Genomic DNA, 19837 nt, shown 5'->3' on the forward strand with positions numbered 1-19837 from the left:
CCCACCCTTAGACGTCACGAGGAGTCATCTCGCCATGAGCTGGAACGAAAACAACCTGAGCCAGATGGGACGGCCGGTCCCCGTGCGCAGCGGCGAGCGTCCGCTGCCGCGCGTGGTCACGGCTGTCGAAACCTCGGCGCTCGCGACCAACAAGGTGTTGCGCAACACCTACATGCTGCTGTCGATGACGCTGCTGTTCAGCGCGGCGATGGCCGGCGTGTCGATGGTGGTCGGCGCACCCTACGGCATCAGCCTCGTCTGCTCGCTGGTGGCGCTGGGCCTGTTGTGGTTCGTGGTGCCGCGCACGGCGAATTCCGAAGCCGGCATCTGGGTCGTGTTCGCGGTCACCGGCCTCTTGGGCTTCGGTCTCGGCCCGGTGCTGAACATGTACATGAAGGGTTTCGCCAACGGCTCGCAGATCGTAATGATGGCCTTCGGCCTCACCGGCACGATCTTCGTCGGCCTGTCGGCCTATGCGGTGAGCACACGCCGTGATTTCAGCTTCATGCGCGGCTTTCTGTTCACCGGCATTCTCATGGCCTTCATCGTCAGCATCGGTCTGCTGGTCGCCTCGTTGTTCGGCGTCTACCTGCAGCCGCTGGCGCTGGGCGTCTCGGCGATGTTCGCTCTCTTGATGTGCGGACTGATTCTGTATCAGACCGGCGAGATCGTGAACGGCGGCGAAACCAACTACGTGCTGGCCACCGTCTCGCTGTACGTGTCGATCTACAACCTGTTCACCAGCCTGCTGCATCTGCTCGGCTTCGCCTCGGGAGAGGATTGATTCCATCTTCCGCGAAGCCAGCCGTCGTCCAGCCCCGCCCATCCCAGGCGGGGCTTTTTCGTGGGGGCGTTTGCAATGAACTGGCCGGTATTGGCGCAGACCACGGGTCTTTTGGTGCTGTCGAACGTGTTCATGACCCTGGCGTGGTATGCACATCTGCGCGACTTGCGCGACAAGCCGTGGATCATCGCCGTTCTGCTGAGCTGGGGTATCGCGTTGTTCGAGTACCTGCTGATGGTGCCGGCCAACCGCATCGGCTACACGGCCTTGAGCCTGCCGCAGCTCAAGATCCTCCAGGAAGTGATCACGCTCAGCGTCTTCGTGCCCTTCGTGCTGCTATATATGAAGCAGCCGCTGAAGTGGGACTACCTGTGGGCGGCGCTGTGCATGGTCGGCGCCGTGTATTTCATCTTCCGTTCGTGAGTCTCACGGCGCGATCTGCAGCACGTAGACGCCATGCTCGGTACGCAGCAGCCGCCCGGTGACCGCGACGCGCTCTTTGCTCATCCCGGGACGCAGGTCGAGCAGACGGGCGTTGTCGGTCTGGCCGCTGACCCACACGCAGGCGCCATCCTCGCCGGTGAGCATCCAGTCCTTGCGCGTCAGCGGCTGCACACCGGGGCAGCGGCCTTCGCGGGCGCGCGGCAGACCGGACAGGGTGATGCGCTGGCCGACGACCTGATCGAGATGCGGCACGGCCAGTTCGACCGGCACCGCGGTGCCTGGCGCGAACGTCACCGGCTCGCTGGGGTCGTAGCCGCCGAAGCAGGCGGATAGGGCCGTCACGGTGAGGCCGCTGAGGATGAGTCGATAGCGCATAACAATGAAAGTAATCAAAACGATTGCCTTTTCTTTTTCATGAGAATAATTATCATCTTCTAAAACCTCTGCGGAACCGGAAGATGACCAAGACCTTCAGCTTCGGCGCCATGCACGTCTCGGTGGCCTTTCTCGTGGTCTGGGCGATGACCGGCGACTGGATGGCTGGCGGTGCGGTGGCGCTGGTTGAACCCTGCATCAATACGCTGGCCTATCACGTCCATGAAAAGCTGTGGCAGCGGCGACGCGGCGTCGCTGCGCGGTCGGCCCTGAATCCGGCATCCGCACACTGATCGCAGCGGACGTGCCCGGGCCGGTGCGGATACTCTATGCCGCCACGCTCGACACCGCATCGCCCGCATGATCTCGGTTACCGATTATCAAGCCCACGACGGTCTTGGCCTGGCGGCGCTCGTCGCCCGCGGCGAGGTCAGCGCCAGCGAGCTGCTCGATGCCGCGCTGGCGCGCGCCGAGGCGGTGAACCCGCGGATCAACGCCATCGTCATTACGATGCACGACGAGGCGCGCGCACGTGCCGCGCAGCCACTGACCGGGCCGTTCGCCGGTGTGCCCTTCCTGATCAAGGACATCATCCAGGATTACGCCGGCGTGCCGACGACCGCCGGCAGCCGGGCGATCGACTACGTGCCGGACACGCACGCCGAGATCACCGCGCGTTTTCTCGCCAGCGGGGTCGTCGTCTTCGGCAAGACCAGCACGCCGGAGCTGGCGCTCAAGGGCATCACCGAATCGAGGCGCTGGGGCGCAACGCGCAATCCCTGGGATCTGACGCGTACGCCCGGGGGGTCGAGCGGCGGCGCCGCGGCCGCGGTCGCTTCCGGCATCGTACCGCTGGCCGGGGCCAACGACGGCGGTGGTTCGATCCGCATCCCCGCGGCCTGTTGCGGCTTGTTCGGCCTGCGGCCATCGCGCGGCCGCGTGCCGCTGGGGCCGCGCCTGGGCGAAGCCTGGGAGGGCGCGTCCTCGGATCTGGTGGTCTCGCGCAGCGTGCGCGACAGTGCGGCGATGCTCGATGCGATTCACGGTGCCGACGTCGGCGCGCCCTTCGAGATCCGCCCGCCCGAGCGGCCGTATCTCGACGAGGTGGGCCGCGATCCGGGGCGTCTGCGCATCGCGTTCACGACGCGCTCGCCGATCGACACCGCGGTCGATCCGGCCTGTGTGCGCGCCGTCACCGAGACCGCGACGCTGCTGCAATCGCTCGGGCATCACGTCGAGCAGGCCGAACCCGAGATCGACGGCACGCAGCTCGCACAGGACTTCCTGACGATGTACATGGGGCAGGTGGCCGCCGACATCGCGCATTGGGGTGCCGTCGCCGGTGCGCGCGAGGTTGACTTCGAGCCGGACACGCGCGTGCTCGGCTTGCTCGGGCGCACGCTCAAGGCGGGCGATTACGTGCTCGCGCGTCGGCGCTGGAACGTCTATGCGCGCGCGCTGGGCCGCTTCCACCAGCGCTATGCGCTGTATCTGACGCCGACGCTGGCCTGTCCACCGGTGGCGATCGGTGCGCTGGAGCTGCCGCGCTGGCAGCGCGCGGCGCAGCACCTGCTGCTGGCGCTGGGCGCCGGTCGCTTGTTGCACGGCAGCGGCATCGTCGAACAGCTCGCGCGGGAGAGTCTCGCCAAGGTGCCGTTCACGCAGCTCGCCAATCTCACCGGCACGCCGGCGATGTCGGTGCCGCTGCACACGACCGACGACGGCCTGCCGATCGGCGTGCAGTTCATCGCTGCCTTCGGCCGTGAGGATCTGCTGCTGCGTCTCGCCGGCCAGCTCGAGCGGGCCAAGCCCTGGGCGCAGCGGCGCCCGGCGCTGTGAGTCCTTCGGTGCAGCTCGTGTTCCACGCGCATGACTGAGCTCACCGCAGCCCTGCGCGCGCGCTTCGGCGCGTCAGCGGAACTCGCCGCCGCGATGCCGCGTGTGCTCAGCGCCAGCCGCTTCGTCCAGGCGGCGCTGCAGGCTCTCGTGGCAGCGGACGATGCGCTCGATGACTTCGCGAAGGTGTATCCCGAAGGCGAGACACGACGGCGTGTCGACGCGGCGATGCAGGACGTCGACACGCCGGAAGCGGCGATGGCTGCGCTGCGCGTGCTGCGGCGGCGGCAGATGGCGCGCATCGCGCTGCGCGACTTATCTGGCGTCGCGCCGCTCGACGAGACGCTGGGCGATTTGTCCGACCTCGCCGATGCCTGCGTCGACGCAGCGCTGCGCTTCGTCGAGCGGCGCCTGCAGCAGCGCCACGGCGTGCCGCGCAGCGCCGATGGCAGGCCGATCCGCCCGGTCGTGCTCGGCATGGGCAAGCTCGGCGGGCGCGAGCTGAACTTCTCGTCCGACATCGATCTGATCTTCTGCCACACCGACGGCGGCGAGACCGATGGCGCGCGCAGCATCAGCAGCGACGAGTATTTCACCAAGCTCGCGCAGGAGACGACCAGGTTGCTGGTTGCGCAGACCGCCGACGGCTTCGTCTTTCGCGTCGACACGATGCTGCGGCCCTTCGGTTCCGCCGGCGCGCTGTCGGCCTCGTTTCCGGCGCTCGAGGATTACTACCAGGTGCACGGGCGCGAGTGGGAGCGCTACGCGATGATCAAGGCGCGGCCGATCGCCGGCGACCTCGACGCCGGCAAGCGCCTGCTCGATCTGCTGCGGCCCTTCGTCTATCGGCGCTATCTCGATTACAACGCGATCGGCGCGCTGCGCGAACTCAAGCGCCTGATCGAAGACGAGGTGGCGCGCAAGGGGCTCGACGACAACATCAAGATCGGCGCCGGCGGCATCCGCGAGATCGAGTTCATCGTGCAGTCGTTCCAGCTCGTGCGTGGCGGTGCCGAGCCGACCTTGCGCGATCATCGCCTGCGCCCGGTGTTGCGCCGTCTCGGTGAGCAGGGATATCTGGATGCCGCGATCGCAGCGCGGCTCGACGAGGCTTATGTGTTCCTGCGCCGGGTCGAGAACGCGATCCAGATGTATGCCGACCAGCAGACGCACGCGCTGCCGCAGCAGGACGCCGCGCGCGCGGCGCTGCTCGCGGCGCTGCAAATCGACGACTGGGCTGCGCTGCAGGCGCAACTCACCGAGGTGCGAGGCTTCGTACGCGAGCAGTTCATGCTGGTCTTCGCCGCCGATGACCACGACGAGCACAGTCCCAGTCACAGGCTCGTCGCCGCGCTGTGGAACGGCACGCTGGCCGGCGATGCCGCGCTCGAAGCGCTGTATGCGGCCGGCTTTCGGACACGTCCGCAAGCGGTGCTCGCCGCGATCGAGACGCTGCGAACGGTGCGTCTGGTGCGGGCGATGCGTGAGGCTACGGCGCGGCGCCTGCTGCAACTGCTCGCGCGGCTGATCGACGAGTCGGTCGCCCAGGCCGATCCGGCGACGCCGCCGGAGACGGCGCTGGTGCGCACGCTGCGCGTGGTCGAGGCGATCGCGGGGCGCAGCAACTACCTGACGCTGCTGCGCGAGTCCGACGCCGCGCGCGCCGCGCTGCTGCGCCTGTGCCGCGCCAGCCCGTGGCTGACCGACTTCATCGCGCGCGCGCCGATCGTGCTCGACAGCCTGCTCGATCCGCGCACGCTGTACGCGCCGCCCGAGCGCGCCGAGCTGTTCGAGGACCTCAAGCGTCGCGCCGAGGCCTTGCAGGTGCCGGCCGACACCGAACAGGCGATGAACCTGCTGCGCCACGTGCAGCGCGAGGTCACGCTGCGCATCGCGGCAGCCGATCTGAATGGCGCGCTGCCGCTGGTTCAGGTCAGCGACCGTCTGACCTGGCTCGCCGAGGTGATCGTCGAGCAAGCCTTGCGCTTTGCCTGGGCGGAGATGCGCGCGCAGTATGGCGAGCCGCTGCGCAGCGACGGGCGTTGCAGCGGCTTCGCGGTCATCGCCTACGGCAAGTTCGGCGGCATCGAGCTCGGTTACGGCTCGGACCTCGACCTGGTGTTCCTGCACGACTGCGACCAACTCGACGCCGACAGCGTCGGCGGTGCACGCGCGATCGACAACGCCACCTGGCTGGCACGTCTGGCCCAGCGGCTGATCAACTGGCTCGCCACACAGACGCCCGCCGGGCGCGCCTACGAGGTCGACATGGAATTGCGACCCAATGGCCGCTCTGGCCTGCTCGTCAGCAGCTTGGTGAGCTTCGCCGACTACCAGCGCGACGAAGCCTGGACCTGGGAGCACCAGGCGCTGACGCGCGCGCGCTGGGTCGCCGGCGACGAGGACGTCGGCCAGCGCTTCGCGCGAGTCCGCCGCGAGGTGCTGATGCGCCCACGCGAGGACGCCAAGCTGCGCCATGACATCGTCGCCATGCGCCGGCGCATGCGCGGCGAGCTCGACAAGTCCGATGGCGAGCGCTGGGACATCAAGCAAGGCGAGGGCGGCCTGATCGACATCGAGTTCATCACCCAGTACCTGGTGCTGCGCGATGCGCATCGCGATGCCGCGATCGTCCAATGGAGCGACAACTGGCGCCAGCTCGAGGCCCTCGCTGCCGCCGGCAGCATCGCCGTGGCCGACAAGGACGCACTGATCGACAGCTACCGCCGCTATCGTCGCTGGGCGCACGAGCGCGCGCTGCAGCAACTCGACAACCTGTGTCCGCTGGACGCATTCGCCGAACAGCGCGCCGCGGTCGTGGATCTGTGGCGCCGCCTCCTGGGCTGATGGGGGCAGGCTCTAGCCCCTATAATCCGACGCTTGGCGCTCAGATTCCCCGGTGACCGAACCATGACCTCTTTTGCCGACCGCGACGGCTACATCTGGTACGACGGCGAGCTCAAACCCTGGCGTGAGTGCACGACCCACGTGCTGACCTACACGCTGCATTACGGCGTCGGCTGCTTCGAGGGGGTGCGCGCCTACAAGACGCCGAAAGGCACCGCGATCTTCCGGCTCGAAGACCACACGCGGCGGCTGTTCAACTCGGCCAAGATCCTCGGCATGAAGATGCCCTGGGACGAGGCGACGCTCAACGAGGCGCAGAAACAAGTCCTGCGCGCCAACAAACTCGAAGAGGCCTATTTGCGGCCGATGGTGTTCTACGGCAGCGAAGGCATGGGCCTGCGCGCGTCCGGACTGAACACGCACGTCATCATCGCGGCGTGGCCCTGGGGTGCGTATCTGGGGGCCGACAACATGGAGCGCGGCATCCGAATCAAGACCAGCTCGTTCTCGCGCCACTACGTCAATGCCTCGATGTGTCGCGCCAAGGCCAACGCCAACTACCTGAACTCGTCGATGGCACTCAATGAAGTGCTGCGCGACGGCTACGACGAGGCGCTGATGCTCGACCCGGATGGCTACGTCGCCGAAGGCAGCGCCGAGAACATCTTCGTGGTCACGGGCGGCATCATCAGCACGCCCGATGTCACCAGCGCGCTGGACGGCATCACGCGGCGCACGGTGATGCAACTCGCGCAGGACCTCGGTTACAAGGTCGTCGAGCGCCGCATCACGCGCGACGAGGTCTATGTCTGCGACGAGGCCTTCTTCACCGGCACCGCGGCCGAGGTCACGCCGATCCGCGAGGTGGACAACCGCCAGATCGGCGCCGGCACGCGCGGGCCGATCACCGCGAAGCTGCAAAAGGCCTATCTGGACCTGGTCAAGGGCCGCAGCGAGAAGTACCCGGAGTGGCTGGCACTGATCTGAGTTTTTTCCTGCCTTTGCCCCGCGCCGCGCGGGAATGGGGCGGGGAGAGGGGGCGCCGGCGTGGCCGGCGGAGTCCACCGTGAGCACCACACTTGCCGAGTTGTCCCGCGCGCGCGTGATGGTGGTCGGCGATGTCATGCTCGACCGCTACTGGACCGGGCCCGTCCAGCGCATCTCGCCGGAGGCGCCGGTGCCGGTCGTGCGCGTGCGTGCCGATCAGGTCCGTGCCGGTGGCGCGGCGAACGTGGCGCTGAACCTCGCCAGCCTGGGCGCGCGGGTCCATCTGCTCGGCGTCGTCGGCGTCGACGAGGCCGCCCGGCAGCTGCGCGCGGCCGTCGAGGATGCGGGCATCGTCGCCGAATGGATCGTCAGCGACACACTGCCGACGATCACCAAGCTGCGCGTGTTGTCGCGCAACCAGCAGTTGTTGCGCATGGACTTCGAGGAGGCGCTGGGTTCTGGCGGCGGCTTCGACCGGGTGGCGCTGCGCGCGGCGTTCGAGCGGCGTCTACCGGACTGCGATCTGGTGGTCTGCTCCGATTACGCCAAGGGCACGCTGGTGGATGTTGCCGCGCTGATCCGTGCCGCGCGCGCTGCCGGAAAACCGGTACTCGTCGACCCCAAGGGCACGGACTATGCGCGTTATGCCGGTGCCACGCTGCTTACACCCAACGTGGCCGAGCTCGAAGCCGTGGCCGGCGCCGCGGCGGACGATGCCGATCTGCTGTCGCGCGCCGAGGGTTTGCGCGCGCGGCTCGGTCTGGAGGCGCTGCTGCTGACGCGCAGCGAGAAGGGCATGAGCTTGCTGCGCGCGGCACGGCCGCCCTTGCATCTGCCGGCGGTCGCCCGCGAGGTGTTCGACGTGACCGGCGCCGGCGACACCGTGATCGCGACGCTCGCTGCCGCACTCGCCGCCGGTGTCGACTTGCCCGAAGCCTGCCGTCTGGCGAACCTCGCCGCCGGCATCGTCGTCGGCAAGCTCGGCACGGCGAGCGTCAGCGTGGCCGAGCTGGCCGCCGCCCTGCACGGCCAGAGCGCGGACGAAACCGTGCTCGACGAGGCCGCGTTGTTGGCCCGCGTCGCCAAGGAGCGCGCCAAGGGCCGGCGCATCGTCATGACCAACGGCTGCTTCGACCTGCTGCACGTCGGTCACGTGAAGTATCTCGAAGCGGCGCGTGCGCTCGGCGATCTGCTCATCGTCGCGGTCAATGACGATGACTCGGTGCGCCGCTTGAAGGGACCGACGCGGCCGGTCAATCCCTGCGCCGATCGCATGCGCGTGCTCGCCGGCCTGCGCAGCGTCGATCTCGTGGTGCCGTTCTCCGAGGACACGCCGGCGCGGCTGATTGGCGCCGTGTCACCGGATTTCCTGGTCAAGGGCGGCGACTACCGGCCCGAGCAGATCGCCGGTTTCGACATCGTCACCGCCTACGGCGGCAAGGTCGTCGTGCTCGATTTTCACGACGGTTATTCGACCACCGGCATGCTCGCGCGCGCCCGCGGCTGAACCACCGGAGCCTCCGCCATGGGTCTGGGCGAGCTGTACGCCACCGGCTGCGCGTTTGCCTGGGCGATCGCGGTGATCCTGTTCAAGAAGTCCGGCGAGCATCTGCCGCCGTTCGCGCTGAATCTGGTCAAGACGGCGATGGTGCTGCCGCTGTTCGCGCTGACGATACTCGTCGTGGAAGGGCCGGCGCTGCCGGCGATTCCGCGTGCCGACCTGGGCGTGATCGTGCTCTCGGGTGTGCTCGGCATCGCCGCCGGCGACACCTTGTATTTCCGCGGGCTCAATGCGATCGGCGCCAGCCGCATGGCGGTGGCGCAGGCGCTGTATTCGCCGTTCGTGATCCTGCTGTCGATGGTCTGGCTTGGCGAAAGACTGAGCGCCTGGCAGTTCGCCGGTGTGGGGCTGGTGCTGTCCGGCATCGTGCTGGTGACCTGGCGCGCCGAGCGCGAAGCGGTGGACGCGCGCGCGCTGCGCATCGGCGTGGCCTGGGCGGTGTTCTCGGTGTTCCTGATGGCGCTGGGCGTGGTCATCGCCAAGCCGATGCTGGAGCAGCACAGCTTTCTGTGGGTGGTGACGCTGCGTGTCGCCGCCGGTTTTCTCGGCATGTTCGCGATCGCCGTCGGCCGTCGCCAACTGGCGGCGCTGTGGCGCGCCTATCGCGGCGTCACGCACTGGCCGGCGATCGTCGCCGGCGGCATCACCGGCACCTATCTCTCGATGATGATGTGGCTCGCCGGTTATAAGTACACCCAGGCCTCGATCGCCGCAGTACTCAACGAGCTGGCGGCGGTCTTCATCCTGCCGCTCGCGGTGATCTTCCTGCGGGAGCCGGTACGCGCGCGTCAGGCGGTCGGTGTGTTGCTCGCGCTCGCGGGCGTTGCGCTGGTGGTTGGTCTGTAGCGCGTTCTTGCCGGCCGGGCGCGCGGCGCATGGGTTGGATTTACCAAGCCCGTGGCGCTCCAGGGCAGATTTTCCCATCGAGGGGTCTCGCGCCGCGGCCTATGATGGGTGCGGACTGGCAACCGGAGAACCCCATGGAAGGCAGCAGCCCGCGCTGGGATACGCTGTTTCGCAATGCCCTGGTCTTCGACGGCAGCGGCGCCCCACCGCGCCAACAGGACGTTGCCGTCGCCGGCGGCCGCATCGCTGCGATCGGCCCGGGCCTGGCCGCGACCGACGCGCGCGAGGTGATCGATGCCGCCGGCCGCTGGCTGATGCCGGGCCTGCTCGACATCCATACCCATTTCGATCTGGAAGTCGAGATCGAGCCGCAGTTGCCCGAGGCGGTGCGTCATGGCACGACCACGGTGGTCGTCGCCAACTGCAGCCTCGGGCTCGCCTATGGCGCGCAGCGGCGTGACGGCGCCGACCCCATCGTCGACTGCTTCGCGCGCGTCGAGAACGTGCCCAAGCACGTGCTGCGCAAGGTGGCCGATCGCGTCGACTGGTCGGATTCCGCCGAGTATCTCGCGCACTTGGACCGCCTGCCGCTGGGGCCGAACGTGGTGCCGATGATCCCGCATTCGATGCTGCGCATCGAGGCGATGGGTTTCGACGACTCGATCAGCCGCGACGCCACCGAGGCCGAGCTGCAGAAGATGGAGCAGCTCGTCGACAAGGGTATGCGCGAGGGTTATGTCGGCTTTTCCACCGATGCCCTGCCGTTCCACTATCTCGCCAACCGGCCGAACACGCACAAGACCATCCCGACGCAGTTCGCGCCGTATAGCGAGCTCAAGCGCCTGACCGGCGTGGTGCGCCGCTGGGACCGGGTCTGGCAGGCGACGCCGCCCAAGGACGACAAGCTAGCGATCTTCAGAAACTTTCTGCTGACCTCGGCGCGCCTGCACGGACGCCGGCTCAAGGTCACCGCCGTGGCCGCCATCGACATCACCACCAACCGCTCGATCGTGCGCCTGGGGCGATTGCTGGCGCGCATCCTCAACTCGAAACTGGTGGCGGGGTTGTTCCGCTTCCAGGCACTGGCCGCGCCGTTCAAGATCTGGAGCGACGGCGTGATCACGCCGATCGCCGAGGAGATTCCGGTGCTGCGGCGGCTCAACGAATGCGATCTCGAGGATCGCGAGGGCCGCGCCCGCATCATGAACGATCCTGCCTGGGTCGCGGAATTCGAACGCATGTGGTGGCACGGCAAGCGCGGCTTTTCGCTCGCGCGCCTCAAGCGCTGGCTGCGCTTGGACGACAACGTGCTCACCCGCGAGCTGGGCGACATGACCATCGACCGCTGCCCGGTGCCGGACTGGAGCGGCGAGACCATGCAGGCGGTGTACGAACGCCTGCTGGCGTGGCAGCGCAGCGGGCAGGGCGCGCGCAGCGAGGCCGAAGCCGAGGCCTTCGCCAGCTTCCCGAAACCGATCGAGGACGACTGCGCATTCTTCCTGCACCTGCTACGGCGCTACGACACCGACCTGCGCTGGTGGACGGTCACCGCCAATCGCGACCCGCGACTGACCAAGGAGCTGCTGTTCGATCCGCTGCTGCTGCCGGGCTTCAACGACAGCGGCGCGCACCTGACCAACATGGCCTTCTACGACGGCAATCTGCGCACATTGAAGTTCGCGCAGGCCGACGGTCTCGACCAGGTGGCGCGCGCCGTGCACCGGCTCACGCAGGAGCCGGCGGAGTTCTTCGGTCTGGATGTCGGCAGCATCCGCGTCGGTGCGCAAGCGGATCTGGTGGTGATCGATCCACGCGCGCTGCAAGCCTGGGATCCGGAGCACACCGTCCACTACGTCTATCGCGAAGCCTTCGAGCATCACCAGCTCGTCAACCGTCCGCCGCAGGTCGTCACCCAGGTGATGATCGCCGGCCATCTGGCCTGGCGCGACGGTGCCTATACACCGATGTTTGGCCGCGAACGCTTTGGCCGCGTGCTGCGCCACCGCGATCACGAGTCGGCCGTGCCGGCGCAATTGGCCGCCTGAAGCCTGCACGCGGCGCAACGTCCGCCGCTCCGCAAAATCGGCGCGCTCGTCAGTTGCGCGCCCCGAGCGCGGCGCGTGCGCGCCAGCATGGGCCGTGGCTTACGAACGGACCGCTGCATCGCGCATGCCGAGTCATGACCGCTTCTACCGCGTCGTGGTCGACGCGCTCGCGCACGACCGGCTGACGCTGCCGACGCTTCCGGAGGTCGCGCACAGCATCCGCTGTCTGGTGCGCAACGAGGCGGTCAGCGCGGCGCGGCTGGCGCGCGAGATCCTGCGCGATCCGGCCATCGCCGTGCGCCTGATCCGCGTCGCCAACAGCGCGGCGATGCGCGGCGGTCACCGCGTGGACAGCGTGCAGCAGGCGGTCACCCGCCTGGGCTTCGAGTACACGCGCATGCTCGTCGACGGCCTGGCACTCGAACAGATGTTCCGCGCGCGCGATCGCGAGCTGCACGAGCGGCTGCTGCTGTGCTGGCGCGACAGCGTCGAGGTGGCGGCGCTGGCGCGCGCACTGGCCGAGCAGTGCACGCTGTTGCAGCCGGAGATGGCGATGCTCGCGGGTCTGGTGCATCGCGTCGGTGTGCTGCCGATTGTCAAGCTCGCGCAAGTGCATGCGCACACGATCGACAGCGACCGCGCGCTCGATGAGACCATCGACGCCCTGGCGCCGCGCATCGGCCGCATGATCCTGCAAGCCTGGCATTTCCCGACGGAGTTGGTCGAGGTGCCGGCGCTGTGGCCGGATCTGACGCGCGACCACGACGGCGCGGCCGATTACGCCGACGTCGTCACGGTCGCCGTGCTGCGCCTGCGCGGGGCGCCGGACGCTTATGCACCGGCTTACCGCAAGCTCGATCTCGAAGCCGGGTTCGCGCTCGACGAAAGTGGCCCGCTCGCCGGCAGCTACCGCGACTGTCTGCAGCAGCTGCAGGCGGCGTAGGCGGGCGCTTCAGCGCTTCAGGCTCGCCTCGCGCACCGCCTTGAACTCCGAGCCTTCCTTCCACTGCGGCCAGGCATCGCCGTTGGCCACGCGGCGACCGACCTCGGCGAGCGCCTGCAGGTCCTGCGCCGCACCGTCGAGATTCCAGTCGTCTTTGATCTCGTCGGACGGCTTGTGGTAGTCGTTGGCGTTGTATTCGAGGCGTTTTTTCAGACCATGGCCGGGCTCGTGGCCGATCATGTCGCCGCCGGCATCGGCGTATAGCGCCGGCACGCCGACCTTGGCGAATTCGAACTGGTCGGAGCGGTAGTAGAACCCTTTCTCCGGTTCCTCGTCCGGCGCGACGACGCGATTCTGTTCGGCGAGTACGGCCGCGAGCACGTCCTCCAGCGTGTTCTGGCCGTAGCCGATGATCTGGATGTCCCGCGTCGGACCCCAGGGGTTGAGCACGTCGAGATTGATCATCGCCAGCGTCTTTTCCAGCGGGTACAGCGGGTTCGTCGCATAGTGCTTGGCGCCGAGCAGGCCCTGCTCTTCGGCGGTGACCAACATGAACAGCGTGGAGCGCTTGGGCGGTGACTGCTTGAGCGCGCGCGCGATCTCGAGCACGCCGGCGACGCCGGTGGCGTTGTCCAGGGCACCGTTGTAGATCGGATCGCCGTCGAGCTCCGGGTTGGTGCCTAGATGGTCCCAGTGCGCCGAGTAGACGATCCACTCGTCCGGCTTCTCGGTGCCGGGCAGCGCGGCGACGACGTTGTGCGACTCGACCTCGCGCACCCGATTGCGGATCGTGAAGCTGGCCTTGGCCTTGAGCGGCACCGGTTCGAAGTCCTTGCGCACCGCGGCTTGCTTGAGGGCCGAGAAGTCCAGTCCGAGGCTGGCGAACAGTTCCCGCGCTTTGTCGTTGCTGATCCAGGCCTGCACCGGCACCTTGCCCATGTTCTGGTCGCTCGTTGCCAGCGTGAACTGCTCGCCGGTCCAACTGTTCTCGACGACCGCCCACGGATATCCGGCGGGGCCGGTCTCGTGGATGATCAGTGCCGCCGCGGCGCCGACCCGGGCCGCGATCTCGTACTTGTAGGTCCAGCGGCCGTAGTAGGTCATGGCCTTGCCACGGAACATCGTCGGGTCGAGCTGCGATGGATCGTCGGGATCGGGCACGGCCGGGTCGTTGATCAGCATGACGATGGTCTTGCCCTTCACATCAACGTCCTTGTAGTCGTCCCAGCCGTACTCGGGCGCTATCACGCCGTAGCCGACGAACACCAGTTCGCTGTCCTGGACGTCGACCTTGGGCACGATGCGTTGCGTGACCGCGGTGAAGTCGCGGCCAGGCTGCATCTCGATGGTCTTGCCGCCGACGCTGAGCTGCAGGCTCGCGTCACCGTCAATGCCGACCAGCGGCACTTTTTGCACATAGCTGCCGTCGGGATTCCCGGGCACAAGGCCCATGGCCTTGAACTGCTCGGTCAAGTAGGCCACGGTCTTTTCCTCGCCGACCGTGCCCGGCAGCCGGCCGGCGAACTCGTCCGACGAGAGCACGCGCACGTGTGCCATCAGACGTTCGGCGCTGATCCGGGCCGGCGTCACCGCGGCCGATTCGGAGGCCTTCTCGGCCGACGCGACGGGTTTGGTGTCTTTGCAGCCCGTCGCGATGAGCATGGCGCTGGCGAGCGAGGCGCTCAGTAGGGTCCGTGTCCGCATGTTCGTGTCCAGTCGTTCGGGATCAGTCAGGGTTCAGGCGCCCAGCCAGCGCTGCAGCCAGGTGCGCACGGTGTCGTGCCATTGCACGCTGTTCTGCGGCTTGAGCACCCAGTGGTTCTCGTCGGGGAAGACCAGGAGCTGGCTCGCGATGCCGCGGCGCTGCAGCGCGGTGAAGGTGGCGATGCCCTGGTCGAGTGGAACGCGGTAATCCTTGGCGCCGTGGATCACCAGCATCGGGGTCTTCCACTGGGTCACGTGCGCGGCAGGATTGTGTTTCTCGTGCGTTTCGGGGCTTGCGAAGTACGGGCCGCCGTGCTCCCATTCGTCGAACCATAGCTCCTCGGTCGTGTAGTACATGCTGCGGTTGTCGAAAATGCCGCAGTGGTTGACCAGCGCCTTGAACGCATCCGGCCAGTTGCCGGCGATCCAGTTGATCATGTAGCCGCCATAGCTCGCGCCCAGCGCGGCCGCGCGCTCGCCGTCGAGAAAGTCGTAGGTCTTGAGCGCATGCGCCCAGCCCTTCTGCAGATCGACCAGCGGTTTGCCGCCCCAGTCGCCGCGGATCGAGTCGGTGAAGGCCTGGCCGTAACCGGTGGAGCCGTGGAAGTCGATGAACACGACCGCATAGCCCCAGCCGGAATACACCGCCGGGTTCCAGCGGTAATGCCAGTCGTTGCCCATGCTGCCCTGCGGGCCGCCGTGGATGATGAAGACGACCGGGTACTTCTTGCCCTTGCGGTAGTTCCACGGTTTGACGACGTAGCCGTAGACGGTTTCGTCGTTCCAGCCGGGAAAGGCGAACTGCTCGTAGTCGCCGAAACGGATTTGGGCGAGCCGCTCGGCGTTGTGCCGTGTGAGCTGCTCGGGCTCACCGCCGCCGCGCGCGATGCGGTACAGATGCACCGGATGCGTCAGCGTGTCGAAGCCGTAGACGATGTGGTCGGCGCCGACCGAAAAGCCGGCGACGTGCCCGGGCCCGGTCAGGGCGCTGACCGCCCCCGTGGCGACGTCGATCGCGAACAGCCGATGGTTGCCGAGGTCGTCGCTGCTCGTGTACAGCGTCTTGCCATCCGCAGAGAACTGCAAGGCGCCGGCGGAGCGGTCCCAGTCCGGGGCGACTTCGCGGGTCTCGCCGGTTTTGAGGTCGCGTAGCAGGATCGCCAGGCGGTCGGCCTCGTAGCCGGGCCGGCGCATCGCGCGCCAGGCGAGATACCGGCCGTCCGGCGAGAACACCGGGCCGATGTCCACGGCCTCGTTCGGCGCGGTGAGATTCTTCGGCGGCTGGCTGCCGTCGGCCGGCACCCACCACAGATCGAGGTTGGTGCTCCAGGCTTCGCTGCGGCCGGCGATGCGCGCAGTGAACACCAGCGTCTTGCCGTCCGGCGAGAAGGTGTATTCCGAGGCATCGCCGAAGGGCTTGGTGGGCACGTCGCCGTCGATGCCGCGGCTGACGTGGACCGGGTCACGGGCGCGGCCGTCGTCGCCGAGCGTCAGCGTGAACAACTGCGCGCGCGCGCCATCCTTCCAGCTGTCCCAATGGCGGACGAACAGCTTGTCGAAGCTCATGCCGCTGGCCTTTTGCTTGGCGCGCGCCTCCAGTCGCTGCTTGGTGCAGTCGAGGTCGGCACAGTCGGGAAACACGTCCAGCGACACCGCGATGCGCCGCCCGTCCGGTGACAGCGCGTAGTTGTTGACGGCAAGGGGCAGCTCGGTCACCGGTGAGGCATCGCCGCCGGCCACGAGGTCGAGCCTCCAGATCTGCGCGCTGCCGCTGCGGGTGGAGAGAAAGTACAGCCAGCGTCCGTCGGCGGACCAGCGCGGTTCACTGTGGTTGCCCTCGGCCCGGGTCAGCGGGCGCGGCGCCGCGCTGCCGTCGCTGGGCACCAGCCACAGGTCGAGCACGCCCTTGTCGTTGTCCCAGTCGGTGCGCCGCAGGGTGTAGGCGACGTAGCGGCCGTCCGGCGAGAGCTGCGGATCCGAGACCCGTTCCAGGCGCACGAGGTCATCGGCCGAGAAGGCGCGCAGTCCTTGTGGCGTCGAGGGGGTGGTGGACATGGCGGTGGTGGCAACGAGCGCGAGCGCAAGGCCCGCGAGGGACGGTCGGATCAACGTCGGGCTCCTCACAACGAAGGCGGCATGGTAGCCGCATCGCGGCCGCGCGCGGCTGAGGGAAATCCCGCAGGGAAAGCCAGACGCCCCGCATCGCGGGGCGTCTGGGTCCGGCTCAGATGCGCGCCAAGGCCGCGTTGCGTCGACGCAGGGACCAGGCGGCCAGAAGCATGGCCAGCAGCGGCATGCCTAGTGCACCGCCGAAGCGACCGGCGTCGGGCGTCGCAGGCGCGCCACCACCCGGGGTGCCGCCGCCCTCGCTGCTGCCGTCGGCGGTCGCGCAGACCTCGTTGCCGACGACGCGATAACCGCTCACCGCAGCGGCCGAATCGACGGTCAGGCCCGCGCCGTTGACGGGGTTGGTGGTCTGGCGGATGGAGGCGGCGATGCCCGTCAGCGCCTGGCCGGTCTGGATGCCGAGCACCGACTTGTCGAGCACCAGCGTGATCGTGCCGTCAGCGGCGAACCCGCTTGCGGCATCCAGGGTGCCCAGCTCCTCGAACAGACCCACGCCGCCAACGGCCGGGATGGTGCCGATGGTCGATTCGGTGGAATCGCGCAGGCCGTAGATGAAGCGCGGCGTGCCCTGGACCGTGTCCATCGCGACGAAGTAGTTGTTGTCCTCGCCGTCGATCTTGAAGTAGGCATACCAGCGGTAACCCGGGATCGGTTGGGGGGCGAGGTTGTCGACCTTGATCGTGAAGACGAGCTTGCCCGGGGTCTCGCGCGGTTCGGCGATCCACAGCTGGCGCAGATCGTCCTGGCCGGTGGGGGTGCCGTTGCCGGTCTGGCCGGGCGGGCTCGTGGCCTGCGTGAGGCCCGGCAGTAGGCAGCTACGCTCGTCGGACGGCGGCGGCAGCCCTGCATCGAGCAGCACGGTCAGCGGTCGTCCGAACATCGACTGGACGGCGGCGACGGCGGCAGGCGCGCCGGCCGGCGAGGGTGCGTAGTCCAGCACCGTGGCGTCGTTGCCGACCAGCACGCGGATGTTGTGCACCGGGCTGCCGACGGCGGGATAGCCGATCGCGCTGTGCGGCACGAAGAAGCGGACGAGATCGCCGTCGCGCTCGGCGCTCGATGCCACTGCGGTGTTGCCTGGGCCGGCCTCGGGGATGCTCACGCCGTCGGCATCGGCGAGGATCGCGGTGACGAAGGGAACGCCAGCGACGTTGTAGTAAAGGCTGTAGACCAGCGCCGGCGAGGCAGCAAAGCCGTCGCCGGCGGCGACGCGAAGCTGCCAGGCAAAGCCGGGCTGACCGCCGGCGCCGACCGTTTCGGTCACGGTCAGCGCCACGGCATCGGCGGCGGCATCGGGAAGCAGCGGATCCTCGTCGCCGTCGATCACCGGGGTCTCACCGCCCGCGCTCGGGTTGCCGGCCTTGGGCACGCCCAGGGCCTCCAGCGCCGCCGGGATGTCGAGCAAACCGTTGCCGTAACCCACATGGATGGTCGCACCCGACACTTCGGGATCGGGTTCGTAGCCGGTGCCGACCTTGCGTGCCGTGCGCCGGATCAGCGTTTCGAGTTCGGCCGGGGTGAGTTCCGGGCGCGCCTGCAAGAGAAGCCCGAGGGCGCCGGTCACGTGTGGGCTCGCCATCGAGGTGCCGGTGATGGTGCCGTACCAGGGCGCCCAGTCGGTTTCCGCGGCGTTGTCATCGCCACCAACGCAGATCGCCTGCGTCGGCCCGGTCTGCAGGCAGGTGGAGGTGATCAGAGTGCCGGGCGCGGCGATCTCCGGGTAGGTGTGCGGATCGCCGGCCCGGCCGCGGCTCGACGAGGTGTTGAGTGGGCCGTCACGGCGGCCGCTGCCTTTGTCGTCGTAGTTGGCGACGCAGATCACGCCAGGCGTCGGATCCTTGCAGAACGAGGAGGTGCGGTCCGCGCTGCCGTCGCCGCCATCGTTGCCCGCCGCGAACACCATGGCGATGTTTTTCTCCTGCACGATCGCCTTGATGAGGCAGGAGCTGGTCGAGGCCGGGTCGTAGGGCGTGCCGGGCTCGATGTCGCCATAGGAATTGTTCACCGCGCGCAGCGGCGGATCGAAGCTGTCGGCATTGTCGAGGATGTGCTGATAGGCATTGACGGCGGACAACACCAGCAGGCCGAGGCCATTGCCCCAGTGGATGATCGAGGCCTCCGGCGCCACGCCGGCGTAGGTGCCGCGAATCGCGGGCGCGGCGGCATCCGATGGGTAGCCGCCGTCCGAGGCGACGCCGCTACCGGCCACCGTGCCGGTGACGTGGGTGCCGTGGCCGCCGCCTGGGGCTTCGCTGTCGGCCTCGCCGACATCTACATAGCTCGGCGCGACACCCGTTACGAAGTCGACGAGCCGGAAGTTGTGCAGGATGCGGCCGGCGAAGTCCGGATGGCTGCCGAGCAGGCCGCCATCGATGACGCCGAGGGTGATGCCGCGGCCGGTCAGCGCCCGGCCTTCGCGGTCCAGATACGGTCCGCCGGATACCGCCTCCTGCGCCACGCGCACGCCCGTCGCCCAGGGGCCGGTATCACCGAAGTAGCGCAGGGGACGGTTGTGCTCGATGCGGGCCACCAACGGACTGTCCAGCAGCCGCGGGAAGGCGGAGGCCGGGCCGCGCGCGAACACCGAGCGGGCGTGGCGGCGGAAGTCGGCGACGCGGGTCAGGCCCAGGCTGGCCAGCAGGGCGTCGTGCTGCTTGTGGGTGCCGGCCTGGAACTGCACGAAGGCGCCGTAGAGCGCATCCGGGGCGAGGGCCGCGAGGTCACGGACGACGCCGGCGTCCATGGTCGCCGCAGCCGTGGACGCCTCGCCGATCGCGCAGGGATCGGCGGGCGCGCCACCTTCCCCCTGCACGAAGCCGATGGTCAGCGTCGTGGTCGCACCGGCGACGGCAAAGGGCACGATGTCCACGCGGATCGCGTCCGGCAGGTCGGCGAGCGGGATTTGCGCGACCTCGTCGGCGGAGGCGGTGGCCCCGGCGCCCAGTCTTGCGCCGGTTGCGGCGTCGCGCACGTACAGATCGAGATCATCGGCGCCGCTCGGTGATTCGGTGTCGAGCTGGAAGCGGATGGCGAGGTTGGGGTTGGCCTGCCGGAACGAGGCGGGCAGGTCCAGCGTCAGATCGAAATGGTCACAGACCGCGCCCTCGCCGTCGCAGACCGGCTCGCCGGTGGCGGCGCCGCTGGGATTGGACACGAGGTAAGGGCCGCCCTGGGCGACGATGGGGTCGCTGGTCGGCGTCAGGGTGCCGGAGGCGGGTTCGGTCGCGCCGGCGAGGCTGGCGTGCGCGCCGAGTAGTCCGGCGAGAACCGGCGCGCCAAGGCGATGAAGGATCGGCATGATCGACTTCCTCGATGCTTACGCGATGTAGGAAATCACG

Annotated in this window: 14 protein-coding genes; 10 read left to right on the forward strand and 4 right to left on the reverse strand. The window is 68.4% G+C overall.

Going from position 1 to position 19837, the window contains the following annotated elements; genetic code table 11:
• Nucleotides 1-34 precede the first annotated feature (34 nt).
• Both ABSH63_RS06055 and ABSH63_RS06060 read left to right on the forward strand, forming a co-directional pair.
• Entirely contained in the window at nt 35-784 is a 750-nt protein-coding gene (locus ABSH63_RS06055; protein WP_352888326.1) for a Bax inhibitor-1/YccA family protein, read from the forward strand.
• Nucleotides 785-859: 75 nt separating this feature from the next.
• Nucleotides 860-1207: a DMT family protein gene (locus ABSH63_RS06060; protein ID WP_352888499.1), complete on the forward strand. Its 348-nt coding sequence runs from the start codon at nt 860-862 to the stop codon at nt 1205-1207.
• A gap of 3 nt (nt 1208-1210) precedes the next feature.
• Here ABSH63_RS06060 and ABSH63_RS06065 read toward each other — a convergent pair whose 3' ends face one another.
• Complete coding sequence (locus ABSH63_RS06065; protein WP_352888327.1) at nt 1211-1570, reverse strand: hypothetical protein; 360 nt, start codon at nt 1568-1570, stop codon at nt 1211-1213.
• Between the two features lie 116 nt (nt 1571-1686).
• Between ABSH63_RS06065 and ABSH63_RS06070 the strand changes: the two genes are divergently transcribed.
• From ABSH63_RS06070 to ABSH63_RS06105, 8 genes are all read left to right on the forward strand, one after another.
• Nucleotides 1687-1896 (forward strand): DUF2061 domain-containing protein, encoded by a 210-nt coding sequence (locus tag ABSH63_RS06070; protein WP_352888329.1) that lies wholly within the window; start codon nt 1687-1689, stop codon nt 1894-1896.
• Between the two features lie 67 nt (nt 1897-1963).
• Entirely contained in the window at nt 1964-3442 is a 1479-nt protein-coding gene (locus ABSH63_RS06075) for an amidase (protein WP_352888330.1), read from the forward strand.
• A gap of 30 nt (nt 3443-3472) precedes the next feature.
• Complete coding sequence (gene glnE, locus ABSH63_RS06080) at nt 3473-6286, forward strand: bifunctional [glutamate--ammonia ligase]-adenylyl-L-tyrosine phosphorylase/[glutamate--ammonia-ligase] adenylyltransferase (RefSeq protein WP_352888331.1); 2814 nt, start codon at nt 3473-3475, stop codon at nt 6284-6286.
• 63 nt (nt 6287-6349) lie between these two features.
• Nucleotides 6350-7273, forward strand: coding sequence for a branched-chain amino acid transaminase (locus tag ABSH63_RS06085; RefSeq protein ID WP_352888333.1), 924 nt, complete (start codon nt 6350-6352; stop codon nt 7271-7273).
• Between the two features lie 79 nt (nt 7274-7352).
• Nucleotides 7353-8780 carry a bifunctional D-glycero-beta-D-manno-heptose-7-phosphate kinase/D-glycero-beta-D-manno-heptose 1-phosphate adenylyltransferase HldE gene (gene hldE / locus ABSH63_RS06090; RefSeq protein WP_352888334.1) on the forward strand — a complete coding sequence of 476 codons (1428 nt, stop codon included), beginning with the start codon at nt 7353-7355 and terminating at the stop codon, nt 8778-8780.
• Between the two features lie 18 nt (nt 8781-8798).
• Entirely contained in the window at nt 8799-9680 is an 882-nt protein-coding gene (locus tag ABSH63_RS06095) for a DMT family transporter (RefSeq protein ID WP_352888335.1), read from the forward strand.
• 134 nt (nt 9681-9814) lie between these two features.
• Nucleotides 9815-11725, forward strand: coding sequence for an N-acyl-D-amino-acid deacylase family protein (locus tag ABSH63_RS06100; protein WP_352888336.1), 1911 nt, complete (start codon nt 9815-9817; stop codon nt 11723-11725).
• A 124-nt stretch (nt 11726-11849) separates the two neighbouring features.
• Nucleotides 11850-12668 carry an HDOD domain-containing protein gene (locus ABSH63_RS06105; protein WP_352888337.1) on the forward strand — a complete coding sequence of 273 codons (819 nt, stop codon included), beginning with the start codon at nt 11850-11852 and terminating at the stop codon, nt 12666-12668.
• Nucleotides 12669-12677: 9 nt separating this feature from the next.
• On the opposite strand, the gene ABSH63_RS06110 is transcribed toward ABSH63_RS06105, so the two are convergent.
• From ABSH63_RS06110 to ABSH63_RS06120, 3 genes are all read right to left on the reverse strand, one after another.
• The gene (locus ABSH63_RS06110; RefSeq protein ID WP_352888339.1) at nt 12678-14372 is read right to left on the reverse strand and encodes a M28 family metallopeptidase; all 1695 of its coding nucleotides are present in this window, start codon (nt 14370-14372) and stop codon (nt 12678-12680) included.
• Between the two features lie 33 nt (nt 14373-14405).
• Nucleotides 14406-16427, reverse strand: a complete 2022-nt coding sequence (locus ABSH63_RS06115) for a prolyl oligopeptidase family serine peptidase (protein ID WP_352888340.1) — start codon at nt 16425-16427, stop codon at nt 14406-14408.
• A gap of 169 nt (nt 16428-16596) precedes the next feature.
• On the reverse strand, nt 16597-19797 hold the full coding sequence (locus tag ABSH63_RS06120) for a S8 family serine peptidase (RefSeq protein ID WP_352888342.1): 3201 nt from the start codon (nt 19795-19797) through the stop codon (nt 16597-16599).
• Nucleotides 19798-19837: the final 40 nt, after the last annotated feature.

The organism is Sinimarinibacterium thermocellulolyticum (assembly GCF_040327995.1).
GTDB lineage: Bacteria > Pseudomonadota > Gammaproteobacteria > Nevskiales > Nevskiaceae > Solimonas > Solimonas thermocellulolyticum.

Coding starts and splice junctions, on each gene's coding strand:
- ABSH63_RS06070 (WP_352888329.1), top strand. CDS start 1,687: ATGACCAAGACCTTCAGCTTCGGCGCCATGCACGTCTCGGTGGCCTTT.
- ABSH63_RS06075 (WP_352888330.1), top strand. CDS start 1,964: ATGATCTCGGTTACCGATTATCAAGCCCACGACGGTCTTGGCCTGGCG.
- ABSH63_RS06110 (WP_352888339.1), bottom strand. CDS start 14,372: ATGCGGACACGGACCCTACTGAGCGCCTCGCTCGCCAGCGCCATGCTC.
- ABSH63_RS06095 (WP_352888335.1), top strand. CDS start 8,799: ATGGGTCTGGGCGAGCTGTACGCCACCGGCTGCGCGTTTGCCTGGGCG.
- ABSH63_RS06055 (WP_352888326.1), top strand. CDS start 35: ATGAGCTGGAACGAAAACAACCTGAGCCAGATGGGACGGCCGGTCCCC.
- glnE (WP_352888331.1), top strand. CDS start 3,473: ATGACTGAGCTCACCGCAGCCCTGCGCGCGCGCTTCGGCGCGTCAGCG.
- ABSH63_RS06105 (WP_352888337.1), top strand. CDS start 11,850: ATGCCGAGTCATGACCGCTTCTACCGCGTCGTGGTCGACGCGCTCGCG.
- ABSH63_RS06060 (WP_352888499.1), top strand. CDS start 860: ATGAACTGGCCGGTATTGGCGCAGACCACGGGTCTTTTGGTGCTGTCG.
- ABSH63_RS06120 (WP_352888342.1), bottom strand. CDS start 19,797: ATGCCGATCCTTCATCGCCTTGGCGCGCCGGTTCTCGCCGGACTACTC.
- ABSH63_RS06115 (WP_352888340.1), bottom strand. CDS start 16,427: ATGTCCACCACCCCCTCGACGCCACAAGGACTGCGCGCCTTCTCGGCC.
- ABSH63_RS06100 (WP_352888336.1), top strand. CDS start 9,815: ATGGAAGGCAGCAGCCCGCGCTGGGATACGCTGTTTCGCAATGCCCTG.
- ABSH63_RS06085 (WP_352888333.1), top strand. CDS start 6,350: ATGACCTCTTTTGCCGACCGCGACGGCTACATCTGGTACGACGGCGAG.